5 protein-coding genes and 1 pseudogene are annotated in these 13,710 nt (G+C 43.0%); all 6 read left to right on the top strand.

The genetic code is table 11. The annotated features are described in order from the left end of the window. Positions 1-55 precede the first annotated feature (55 nt). Entirely contained in the window at positions 56-778 is a 723-nt protein-coding gene (locus tag ACZ48L_RS10670; RefSeq protein WP_025792489.1) for a porin family protein, read from the top strand. Positions 779-794: 16 nt separating this feature from the next. Further along, the gene (locus ACZ48L_RS10665; protein ID WP_464722041.1) at positions 795-1,985 is read left to right on the top strand and encodes a porin family protein; all 1,191 of its coding nucleotides are present in this window, start codon (positions 795-797) and stop codon (positions 1,983-1,985) included. Between the two features lie 36 nt (positions 1,986-2,021). Further along, the gene (locus ACZ48L_RS10660) at positions 2,022-3,581 is read left to right on the top strand and encodes a T9SS type A sorting domain-containing protein (RefSeq protein ID WP_464722040.1); all 1,560 of its coding nucleotides are present in this window, start codon (positions 2,022-2,024) and stop codon (positions 3,579-3,581) included. Between the two features lie 83 nt (positions 3,582-3,664). After that, positions 3,665-12,853, top strand: coding sequence for a SpvB/TcaC N-terminal domain-containing protein (locus tag ACZ48L_RS10655; RefSeq protein ID WP_464722039.1), 9,189 nt, complete (start codon positions 3,665-3,667; stop codon positions 12,851-12,853). Further along, the gene (locus tag ACZ48L_RS10650; protein ID WP_044114087.1) at positions 12,819-13,265 is read left to right on the top strand and encodes a hypothetical protein; all 447 of its coding nucleotides are present in this window, start codon (positions 12,819-12,821) and stop codon (positions 13,263-13,265) included. Before ACZ48L_RS10655 ends, ACZ48L_RS10650 begins: the two co-directional genes overlap by 35 nt. Beyond that, positions 13,234-13,657 (top strand): annotated as a pseudogene (locus ACZ48L_RS10645) (RHS repeat-associated core domain-containing protein); the annotation flags it as partial. The gene ACZ48L_RS10650 and the pseudogene ACZ48L_RS10645, both read left to right, overlap by 32 nt. Positions 13,658-13,710 lie beyond the last annotated feature (53 nt).

Raw genomic sequence — 13,710 nt, 5'->3', positions numbered from 1 at the left:
TAAATACTCTTATTTTTTATAATTTTGTTTCCAGAAATTAAAACCAACTACTACAATGAATATAACTCCTAAAATTGGTATTCTCGCCACCTTATTATTTGTAAATACTAATCTTTTTGCACAAGAAGCACCATTTAAGCTGGGTGTCCGTTTAGGTGGTGGAATGTCTGTCAACACAGGAATGGATAAGATCCTTGTTCCAGAAGACTATTATTCCAATTACAATTTCAAAGACAAGTGGCAAATTACTCCAACAGTTGGTGTGTTTGCTCAATATCATGTCGATGGTTCCATCATTGGTATTGAAGGCGGATTTAGCTATTGGCAGAAGGCATCACAACTAGTCTATAATGATAATAAGGAGTTAAACTATAAGGTTACACCTCGTTATAATTACATTGGCGTATCTGCTTTGTTGAAGATTTATCCTTGGCGCAAAGGCTTCAATATCTCTATTGGTGGACGTGCGGGAGCTAATCTTAATGGTAAGGGCATATCTTACGAGAGTAATCAAGAAGAAAGTAAGTTTGCAAACTATCATTTTGCCACAGTCGCTGAGACGGAACGTCTAATGAAAGAGAAGCTGACAGGACAGCCAGACATTGCTGTTGGAGGTGGCTTCGGATATGAAATAGACCATCATTGGGCTGTGGACCTACGTTATTTTTATGGTTTAAACTCTACTATCAAGACAGAGCATAATGACTATAACTGGGCAGAACACGCAACTCACAGTCAGAATATAGAACTCAGTGTGAGTTATCTTTTCAATCTGTAAATCATTGTAATGCCTTATGAATAACAGATTTAACAAACGAAACTACCATCTTTTTAATATCATATTTGTTATATTTGCAATCGCTTTCGTTGCAATGGGTTGCAAAAATGACAAACCAGAAGAGGTACAGGAAGTTCAGCAACCCATTAAAAGCAACCATTCTACGCCCTTACCTCCACCTATTATCAAAGATGAGCAACCGCCTTTATCTGAACAGAACGTCGCCAAGCATACCTATAATAAGGTAAAGAGTCGGACACATTATACCATGAAGAAAAATACGAAAAGAGGTTATAAACATCATTCACTGCGAAAAACAAAGTATACTAAAACGATATCACGTACTAAGGGGCAAAGCGTTTCTTCATCAGTTCCTGCATCAGACGGAACAAATAATATAAACAATCAGCAAAATAAAAAAACTGAATCAGTCCAACAATCTGTGATTAAGGGAGAGGATAATATTGCTAGAGACAAAACAGAAAGCAATATTTCAACGAGTTCTTCCAATACAGAACAAAATCTTTCGAACGCCCAAAGATATTCTTATCCTTACACACACTTGTTTCGTATAGGACTTCGTACGGGCATCGGTTACTCAAAGATAACAGGATTAAGCAGTATTATTGAAAACTATGATATACGTCCTACTTTCACAATGAGTGAACGTGGTGGTATAAGTCCTCGTATTGGAATCTTTGGAACATGGCAATATCGTAGATTAGGTGCTGAGCTGGGCATTGATTACACCCGTATTCTCAGCAAGCTGACAGAGCATAAGATACCTGAAAATGTAACCGAGACTACACGATTTCATTATAATTTCATTACTCCACAAGTCCTGCTTCGTTTCTATGTTTTTCCAAAATTCTATATGGGAGCAGGAATTAGTGCCGCTATTCCGTTTGGCAGCCGTAATATCGACTTCACCAATGACCGCATTGGAGAGGTATACCGACAACAGGCTGAACGCATCCAGGATCATCTGAGAGAATCAGTCAAAGCACGAGTGACATTCATTCCTACTATAAAAATTGGCTATGTTGATATAAAGAACGGTCTTGAGGCAGGACTGGAATACGGTTTCGGATTTAATGATATGCTCCGCACCAGTGCCAATGACTATGGCTATCAGGAGCGTATGAATAATCTTCAGACTGTCAGCCTTACCATTGGTTACAGTCTTCCTATTGGCAAAGCTAAATAAGCAGCATAACTACAATCATATTAAAACGGTCTTTAAATGAAACATAAATACCTCACAGCAGTTTTCTTCTTTCTATCCACTCTTTCTGCTACAGCTCAGACCCCTGGTGGTGTAGATAAGCCAATGGTATGGTCACACGATTCCACCTCTGTCCGTGTCTCTGCTGGTGCTGGACTTACCTATATAGGCGTAAGTAAGGTATATGGCGAAAAGGAGCAGGCAATATGGTCTCTTGGAAGTGGAAAAGCTATTACCCGTATACAGACAACTGAACGTGCTGCTAACCTTGGCGATGGTACATTCATGAATTATGCCAAGGACTCATTGCCTGAAATGCGACTTTATAGCTATACGACCTCTTCCAATATGGGGAATGGTCAGACTTTGCATATCGGTCGGAATGGGAACGCTAAGTTGCCTGTGAGGAACCTTGAAGGTAGAACTGTTGAATATACAGTCTTCGATCGCCGCCTTTCTGATACAGAACGGTGCCGTGTGGAAAGCTATCTTGCTTTGAAATATGGTGTGAGCCTTCGCAGCAGTTACCTTAATTCAAGGAGCGAGGTTATTTGGAATGGGTATACCAACAAGGACTATAGCCACCGTATAGCTGGTCTTATCTCAGACAAAGCCTCTGCCCTACATAAGACAAGAGCCAAGAGCTGTGAGGAAGATGGTTTCCTTACAATCAGTATGAGCAAGCCTCTTGAAGATGGTGAGAGTCTTCTTTGGGGTGACAACAATGGCAAACTTTCTTTCCGCCAGAGTAAGGCCTACGGTAAGTGGCTAGGTAGACGATGGATGAATGCAGCAACACGGGTTGACAAGCCTAATGTTGATATTGTAGCTGATGGTAAGCAACTACGCCAGATACAGCCTCTTGCAGAAGGTGAGAGCTACTATCTTGCCGTTGACCCTACAGGAACGGGTAGCTTTCCTGTCAAAACTCTAAGCTATCATAAGGCAAATACGACTGTTGGTGACAGTATTGTCTTTAAGAATATACCGTTAGGCAAACGTGATGTGTTCACGCTACGAGCTGCCAAAGATATGTTTACAACAATAGAAGTAAAGCAGCCAACGGAGAAAAGCGGCAGCACAGGAACACTTTCTGTCAGGGTAACAGGTGGTATCGCCCCTTACAAGATGACCCTACAGAGAGAACACATGTCTGTTTTCAATCGTACCACAAGTGACAGCATACAGTCTGCTGACGGACTCATAGAAGGGAAATACCTTCTTACAACGACAGATCATGTGGGCAATAAGTCTGAGAATGAGTTTCAGATATCTAAGACGGGTATCACAGAAATTCCTTCCATGAATCCTTCCGATGGAAATAGTGACTTCTTTGCGAATGTAAGTGTAAGTCCTAATCCAACGGCGAATGGATATGTCGGTGTCCAGGTGGAACTGAGCGAAGCAGCCCCATTGGACATGGCACTCTATACGACGGGTGGAGCTCTTGTCAGTCGTCAGACCAATATGCCAGATACATATTTCTCCACTAAAGTCTATCTTCCACAGCTGGGTGTTTACCTATTGACACTGCAAAGTGGTAGCAAAGAAAGGACATTTAAACTGGTGAGAAAGTAATTCTCTTTTTATCCTTTATAAAATTTTCCAACGCAAGTATATATACTGAGGACCTTTAGGCCTGAAACAAAATAGCAAGAATAATGAAGTATTCTACACATTCACTCCTCCTTCCGTTCCTGTTGCTAGCAGGAATCATACTAAACTCCTGTAATGGTGGAAGTAATCGTTCTACTAAAGAAACTGTAACCAGTGACTCTCTATCCAGTGATACAGTCTCTTCTGTACAAAAAGATAGCACTTCCCGAAAGGCTACTTCCTTACGAACACAAGTCAAGGACAGTGTACAGAACTCTTCTGTGAAGAGATTCTCCAAGGAAGTTGTAAGAAATCAAAAGGGGAATCGTGTAGATACTCACAAGGCGAACAGGAAATCTGCAAGACTTTTTGCAGACTTAGGCAAACGTACCGTCAGTAAGTTCTTTACCAATTCCGACAGCGATACGCTCAATGTTGGACGAGCCCAGCTTGCCGTACCACGTGAGGCTATGGCAAAGGGTAAAGTTCTTAGTATTACACCACTTAGAAAAGGTGAACTACCAACCTTGCCTACTGGTATGGTGAACGTTACAGGTGGTTGTGATACATTGATGGCAAGAACAGATACGGTGTCAGGTTATCGCTTCTTACCTCATGGCAATCATTTCGTCCATCATCTGGCAAGTATCGCAGTACCTTACGACAGCACGTTGATACCGAAAGGCTATACCGTAGATGATATCCACACCTATTATTATGATGAACTACACCAACGCTGGACAATGCTCCAGTCAAAAGGTATTGATACTAAACGTGAAGTGGCAATGGCGGAGACTTCTCACTTTACAGATGTCATCAATGGTATCATCAAAGTTCCTGAGAGTCCCGAAACACAGAATTATGTCCCTACAGGTATCAGTGAACTGAAGGCTGCTGACCCAGCAGCGGGTATTCAGCAGATCGAAGCCCCATCAGCTAATCAGAATGGTACGGCAACACTGTCCTATCCTTTCGAAGTTCCTGCAGGGCGTAATGATATTGGTGTAAGTGCCGGCTTACAGTACAGCAGTGAGGGTGGTAGTAGCTTTGTTGGCTATGGATGGAGTCTTCCTGTACAAAGCATTGACATAGAGACCCGATGGGGTGTGCCACGTTTTGATGATAAGTCAGAGACTGAGAGCTATCTTCTCATGGGACAGCAGCTCAGTGACCGACTCTATCGTAGGACTGATTCTCTGGCAAGACAAGCTGACAAGCAGTTCTATCCAATGACTGAAGGGGGTTTCAGTAGGATTATCCGAAAGGGTAACAGCCCGAAGAACTATTACTGGGAAGTGACAGGCAAGGATGGTACAGTCTACAGTTATGGTGGTCATGGTGGTCATGTCAGTGATGCTACTTCTCTTACCGACACCAAGGGTAACCGTATCAAATGGGCACTTGACCGTGTTACCGATGTTCACGGAAACTTTGCTGCTTTCCATTACATGAAGTCTGGCAATAATCTTTATCCGGAACGCTATACCTGGACAGGATTCGGAGAGTCGGAAGGACTGTATAGTATTGAGTTCGATATTGACTCTATAGCCACAGACCGAAAAGATGTAACGAGTAGTGGAAGACTTGGCATTATGCAAAAGGACAAAGGGCTACTCCGCAAGGTCACTGTGAAGAATAATGGTCAGCAGCTCCGCAGCTATACCTTAAACTATGAAGAAGGGCCGTTTGGAAAAATACTGCTAAAGAGCATTGATCAGAACGATAGTAGGGATGGTAAGGTTGCTACACAATCCTTTGACTATTACAATGACCTTAGAAATGGACTTTTCTCTTCTAAAGCAGAGGTATGGAAGGCCGAAGGAGAAGATTACGAGGCATTCCTCAGCCATTCGGTTCGTGGGTGTGATGACAATCTAAGTCTTCTTGGTGGTGGAGCTTCAAAAAGCCACACTACGGGTTATGGAACAATGGTAGGTATTGGCTTCGCTGCTGGAACAGTAAATATAGGTCCATCTATCTCTAATAGTAAGAGTTCAAATTCAGGTAAAATTGCTTTTGTAGATATTGATGGTGACGGGTTGCCAGATAAGCTCTTCAAACGAGGTAACAAACTTTACTATCGTAAGAACATGAGCGCAGATGGAAAGAATTTACTCTTTGGAGAAACAATATTGATATCAGGAGTAAACTCTTTCTCTGATGGTAATAGTACCAGTCGCTCTCTTAATGCTGATGCAGCTGTTGAAGTTGGTCTTATAGGTAAACTTAAAGCCTCTGTTGGAATTTCTTATACACACTCAAAAGATCAAGACAAGACAACCACCTATCTTTATGATTTCAACAGTGATGGTCTTACGGACATAGCTGTCAATGGTCAGGTATATTTTAATCATATTGTAGACGGGAAACCAGTATTTAGTCCAGCAAGTAGTGTAACTGCCAATCCTATTATTGGCGAAGGGGCTCCTATTGATAAACATTTTATCCCAGACTATAAGGTTATCCGTGACTCCCTGGAAAAGGAATATCCCCTGAATGATGCCGTCCGGATGTGGTGCGCACCTTTTGCTGGCAAGGTCAACATACAAAGTACTATAAAAAAACTTAGCAATCAAGGTGATGGTATCATCTACAGCATTCAACATGAGAGTGATGGTTTTATGGTCCGCGACTCTTTATTACAAGCTGGTAGCAAAACCAACAATCTTAATTGTGATGTAAAAGCAGGAGACAGAATATTCTTTCGTCTTCAGTCCCGATATGATGGTGAGGATGATAAGGTTCTTTGGAATCCTATAATTACTTATGTCTCTTTACCTGTTGGCAAGGATCGGTATCTGTCAGAAGACTTAAAAACATATAATAGCAAGGCTGATTATATAGAGGGTGAAAACAATATTGCGTTTTTTAATCGTACTGGTAAGGTTACGCTTCACGCTCCTTATATGAAGGGGAAGACTTCTGATGATGTTACACTTATCGTCACACGATTGGATCATCATGGTGAAACGATTGTAAAACGACTTAAACTTTCAGCTGATAGTGTAGTCAATGGCTCCTACGATTATACTGGTAACATTAATGAGAAAGATTCTGTTTCATTCTTCTTTGAAATTACAACCACATCCCCAGTTGATTGGACAAAAGTACAATGGGCGGGTAGCTATAATTATGAAGATGACCAAGAAAGTGTACGTTTTGTAGCATCTCGTAGGATGTTCAACAAGCCTGTTAGTATAGCAGAGAGCAAAGTGTTGAAACAGGGTGTTACCGTATTAAATAGGAAATACCGTCCTAAACTTTTCATTGTTCCAACACTCTCCGTTGTACGTGAAGATAAAAAGAATGACACAGATACTACTACTGTTTACCTTACTTTACATGATCAAAACGGACTCCCCGTATTGCATCACACTTGTCGTCTGAATACTTCCAATACGCTCAAGGTAGATACTATTGTAGTTACAGACACAACACTTATTAAACGATTAAATACAGGTAAGGTGACTGCTACTTTTGCAATAAGTAATGAATTAGCTAAATCTACTTATGCTAAAGTTAGTTTCTTACGTGATAGCCTTTCTTACCAAAGTGCCACATCCACAGTTGTTATTGCTGAACAGCGTGTTCTTGTGGATACGTTAGAGGCTTGTGTATTCTCTGGGTATAACTCTGTTGATTATGGAAGGCTCTACCGAGGATGGGGACAATTCGCCTATAATGGCAATAAGGCCTATGCCACCCAGCCAATAGAAGTATCAGCACTGACCATTGACAGGGATAAATATAAGGATATAGCCGAGCATTATCATTCTACCCACGATGGGAACAGACTTGCAGAGAGTCTTACTCCTGTCAACGAACAGCGCTTCTTTGTTATGGGATATGATGCAAATAAGAGGATGTATGTTGGTGGATCTGAGCATGTCTTTGTCTCTTTAGATACAATCTGTAGTTCTCGTATCGGCGAGGATGCTATTATAATTGACAGTGTTCATTATGCTAAAAATGCGGGCGAATTGTCTGCACCTGTACTTATGAGTGAGTCAAAGAGTAATGGCTATGGTGTAAGCGGTGGAGTCTCTTATGCAGGACTCAGTGGCAGTAAGAGTACACAGACTTCTTATAGCAAGGTGGCTCTAATGGATATCAATGGTAATGGTTATCCTGATTGGTTAGAGGAGGTAGATGGCAATATTGTTACTCAATATACCAATGCAACTGGTACACTTGGGAAAGGTCGCATGAAGTTAAATGTCAATCGACCAAAATTTAAAGCAAGTTCTTCTACTATAGGAGCAGATGCTAGTCTATCAAAACGGGCTTCGTCAAAGAGTGCTTTAGCTATCAGTATCAACCCTAAACCACAAGACGATGAAACATCAGGCGGTAGTGATGGACATAATTCATCCAATGGTAATGCTATCTCCAGTGTGTCTGTGAGTGCAAGTGGGAACTTTACTTCTGGAACCTCTCATACAGAAAGTGATTGGACTGACCTTAATGGTGACGGACTTCCTGATATGCTCTTTGGTGATAAAGTGAAGTTTGGTCTTGGATATGACTTTACAAATGAAGAGAATAGCGGTGTTACGTCATTGGAGTCTTCTGAAAATAGCACATGGGGTGCAGGACTTGGTACATCCATTGAAGTTCTCGGTAATGCCGATATATCTTTTGGTGTTAATGGAACGAAGACAACAACAAAGTATAATGTATCTTTTATAGATGTTAATGGCGACGGTTTACCTGATATGGTAACTCGTAATGCTGAAAAGTTCACCATAATGCTGAATACGGGTTCTGGATTTATTCCTTATTCCGAAGAACAACAAGGTCGTTTCAATGAGTCATTGGCAACGTCCGTTTCTCAATATGGTAATTTTGCTGTTTCCATTCCAATACATATTCTGTTTTTAAAACTAAGGTTTACAGCTAAGGTTACCAAATCTTGGTCAAGTGGAGTTAGCCGTACGAGTGCTGCCTTAAGGGATATAGATGGCGATGGAAGACCTGATCTTATCATATCTGACGGAGGAAAGCAGCTTATTGTTTATCGCAACCTTACGGGAAGAACGAACATGCTGCGCTCTGTGACGCTTCCTTTCGGCGGACATATCAATATCAACTATGAGCAGACAACTCCAAGTTACGACTTGCCGGGACGTCGCTGGGTGATGTCATCGGTTGAGACGACAGGTGGATACAAGGAGAACGGAGCGGTACGAAGCAGGAATACCTTCGAATATAATGGTGGCTATCGTGACCGTCGTGAGCGTGACTTCTATGGTTTCAAGCAGGTACGTACCAATCAGATAGACACAGAGAACGGTGACAGACTCTATCGTTACTCGGTACAGACCTATGGCAAGAACAGGGATTACTATGCACATGGACTTGTTACGAGTGAATATCTCTATACCGCTGATGGAAAGAAACTGCAGGGAGCTGTCTATGACTACGACCTAAAGACACTCGCCGTTGGTCATAACACGGCTGATGCTGTTGTCTTCCCTGCCCTAAAGACGCTTGTTCAGAGTAACTTTGATGAAGCCAGTGGAGACAGTCTTTCGGTTGCTGTCAGCAATACTTACGATGACTATGGTAACCTACAGGGATATAAGGAGACTACAACGGGCTATAGCTTAGAGGCAGATATCAACTATCATAAGATAGCCGACAAGTATATTGTCAGTGTTCCGAGCCATATCACTGTCAGCAGTGGCGGTAAGACTTATCGTGAACGCAGCACGAAGGTGGACGGTAACGGTGAGATAACGGAGATCGTGCTTCATAATGGTGACAAGCCTTCTGTCTATAACATGACTTACGATGGCTATGGTAACATCACACGCATGACGAAGCCGGAGAACTATAACCATCAGCGTATGTTCTATGCTTATACGTATGACGACCGCTATCACAGTCTTGTGACAAGTGTCAAGGATGCATACGGCTATAGCTCCAGTACGGCTTATGATGGTCTTTGGAATGCTCCGTCTGTAACGACCGACCTTAACGGGCAGAAGATGGAATATACTTACGATGCCTTAGGACGTCAGCAGACAATCCGTGCTCCGTATGAGATAGAGAGCGGTCAGCCGTTTACTATCCGCTTTGAGTACTTCCCTGCAGAGCGTAAGGCACATACCATTCATTATTCTAAGGAAGGCAACATAGATACCTACACCTTTGCCGACTCGCTGATGCGTGCCGTCCAGACAAAGCAGACAGGTGTGGTGTGGTCTGGTGGCAGCAATCAAAAGGTCTCCATCGTCAGTGGAAGGGCTGTTATCGATGCCTTCGGACGTAATATTGCGACTTATTATCCAATGACGGAGAGCCATGGTAATATTGGTACTTACAACCATGCTACAGGTGATTTGCAGGCAAAGACAGAGTATGATGCGCACGACCGTACCATGAGTGTTACGCTTGCTGATGGCAGTGTGACACGCACAGCCTACAGTATCGGCAACCATGACGGTGAACCAATGCTCCAGACAACAGTCACGGATGCACTGGGACGACATGCGGAGAACTATACGGATGCCAAGGGACGTAACCGGGAGACGGTGCAGCATGCCCGTGGTGAGGATATCACGGTGAAGTACAGCTATGACCCTGTCGGTCAGGTGATGACAGTTCAGCATCCTAACGGTAGGGAGACGAAGTATGCCTATGACTTGCTTGGTCGCAAACTGATGGTGAATCATCCTGATGCAGGTGAGACGGATATGACTTACGATGCGGCGGGTAACCTCCTGACGAAGCTCACGGCAGAGCTTAGGAAGTCGATATCTGACAAGGGCTATATCTCTTACACCTACGACTTCGAGCGACTCCATGAGGTACTTTATCCAGAAAATCTCTTTAATCGTGTTACTTATACCTATGGTAAAGCTGGCGATAAGTATAATCGCGCTGGTCGTCTTGCCCTCGTAGAGGATGCGAGTGGCGGTGAAGCCTATTACTACGGTCGACAGGGTGAGGTGACAAAGACCGTCCGTACGGTCATGGCGAGCGTGGCGGATATTAGGACTTATGTCTATGGTGCTACCTATGATAGCTGGAACCGTGTGCAGTCGATGACTTATCCTGATGGTGAAGTAGTTACCTATCACTACAATGCTGCTGGACAGGTTGAGCGTCTTACGAGCAATAAACAGGGACGTCAGAGCGTTATTGTTGATAGGATAGGTTACGACAAGGAGGGTCGTACGGTCTATACGAAACTCGGTAATGGCACGGAGACTACCTATACCTACGACAAGCAGCGTGAACGTCTGCAGGTGATGAACCTTACAGCGGACGGTCAGACTGTGATGGAGAACAGGTACCAGTATGATGCTGTGGATAATATCCTCGGTATTACGAATGCTGCCAACCCAACGTCGCTTACAAAACTCAATAGGGCGAAGTTAGGAGGAAGGAGTTCGCATACGTATGAATATGACGAACTAAACCGCCTTATTCATGCAAGCGGTAAGGCTAAGCGTGCATCGTATGATATGGTGATGTCGTTCGGACGGATGAGTGAGCCGCTGACAAAAGTTCAGAAGGTGGACTCAACGAGAACTGCCAAGTCTTATAACTTTGCTTATAAGTATGAGGACAATAACCATCCGACGGCTCCAACGCAGATTGGTAACGACCATTACACATACGATTCCAACGGTAATCCAACACTGGTAACGAACGATTCGGCGAACACTACCCGTGAGATGTATTGGGATGAAGACAACCGTCTGATGGTTCTCTCTGACAACGGTAAAACAAGCCGATATACATACAATGCTGCTGGTGAACGCATCATGAAGAGTTACGGCACGATGGAAGGTGTGTATATCAACGGAGCACCACAGGGTATTACCTTCCACGAGACGGACAACTTCACACTTTATCCTGCAAGTATCCTCTCTGTAAACAAGAATCGCTTTACAAAGCATTACTTCATTGGTGACAAACGAGTTGCTTCAAGGATAGGAACGGGTCTGTTCAATAACGTCTATGGGCGTAACGGCTCATATGTAACGGCTGGTCAGCAGGACTATGCTGAACGCATGAATCAAATACAGAAGCAGAAAGAGGCTTATTATAAACAGCAGGGCATTGCCCCTGGTGTACCTACAATGAAGGGTGCGTATGGTGATCCAGAGAATACGGGTGTAGGGTATAATGCCGTCCTCACCGAACTCGGTAACCATGATGTGCCACAGGGTTGGATTCAGACTCCACGCCCCAACACCACACCAAATACAACCCCCGGTCCACCTGTAAGCTGGAATGACCCAAGCAACCCTGGTGACCCACAGGCTGGTTATGGTTACATTGCCAACGACACAACGAAAGAGGAAACCTTCTTCTATCATAGTGACCACCTCGGTAGCACATCTTACATCACAGATGATAAGGGTAACATCACCCAGTATGATGCCTACCTGCCGTACGGCGAACTCCTCGTTGATGAACACAGCAGCAGTGAAGACCTACCGTACAAGTTTAACGGCAAGCAGTTTGATGAGGAAACTGGCTTGTACTATTACGGTGCAAGGTACATGAATCCTATGGCAAGTATTTGGTATGGGGTGGATAAGTTAACAGAAAAGTATGTGTCGGTAAGTTCGTATACATATTGTAACGGGAGTCCAATTGCGAATATCGATGTTATGGGAATGTTCCCTAAGGGCATTGTTGTAAAACATGTCGAAACCGTTGTTCTGTACCAAGCAGTAGGCTCCGCCAATACGTTAATGGGGATACCCCATGAAGTAACATACTATACCTTTACGGAATCAGCCGCTCACTTATTGTCTTTGGTAGCGAACGTTCCCATTACGTATGTGAAGAATGCAAGGCTTGAAGAATTCATTTCTCAACCCGAAGGCAATAGCATTACAGTTGGCAGCTCTCCCAATAATGCACGAATCCTTGTGGGGCCATATTATCTTGATAATAGCAAAGGTGGGCAGGATTATGGCCTCTGGTTCCGCCAATTCTCGCACGAGGTGGGACACATTAAGCAGATTGCGCGCGATAAGGATCTGACAAAATATTTGCTTAAAACAATAGCAGGTTATATTAAGGCTGGCAACCACGACGATGCTACTCGCGAAATAGAGGCTGAGCAAGGGACTAAAACATATAACGATTTCCGCGAGTTCGTTACGACACACTTCAAAGCATCTGTCGAGAATTTGTTTAAGAATGACAAACTGAAGGAGAAAGACAAAATCGAACAAATCAATAAATGGTGGAATGAATTCAAAAAACAGACAAGCAATAAAAAATAGAATAATATTGGTAACAATAGTGTTTACACTTTGTGCATGCGACAATCATGATTTCACGTTTGACGAAGAGAAACAGACTTTCTACGTGTATGATATGTTAAGTTTTTATATTGAGCCTGATGGCGAAAAAGAATTATTTTATTCCTATGATATAGAGTTAAAAGAAAAAAAGAAAGAAAAAGGAATTGACACACTTGATCTAAATAATATTTCTTCGAAATATCAAGTGGAGGCATGCTTTCCTAACATTGATACGGTTGTAAATAATCCAAAGCGTGCCGTATTGAAACCCAACACTCGATATAGAGTCTTGCACATGGGAATGGGAAGAGTGTATGGTGTCAAATATTATCAGACAGATTCCACAGGGAAACTAAAAAATGAAGAAGAACCAAAGTCAAGTACAAGGTAAAGAAACTACTCTTGGAGAAAGACCAATACGCATTTATATCTATGAGGCGTTAAACCGACTGATTCATGCTACAGGCAAGGCGAAGAACGCCAGTTACGACATGGCAATGACCTTCGGCAGGATGAGCGAGCCGCTGACGAAGATCCAGAAGGTAGACTCTACGAACACAGCCAAGAGTTATAACTTCGCTTATAAATACGAGGACAGTAATCATCCGACAGCTCCAACGCAGATTGGTCATGACCATTACACCTACGATGCAACGGTAATCCAATGCTGGTAACGAACGACTCAACGAATACTACTCGTGAGATGTACTGGGATGAAGACAACCGCTTGATGGCTTTAAGTGATAATGCAAGTTGAATCCTTACTTTTACAATGTTGTTGGTGTTCACTAATGGAGAGGCGTTATTTATGCAAAGAAATGAACTAGGTGCTCCAT

This window comes from Prevotella histicola (assembly GCF_055385135.1).
Note: the sequence above shows the minus strand (reverse complement) of the source record. Positions and strands in the feature narration are given on the sequence as shown.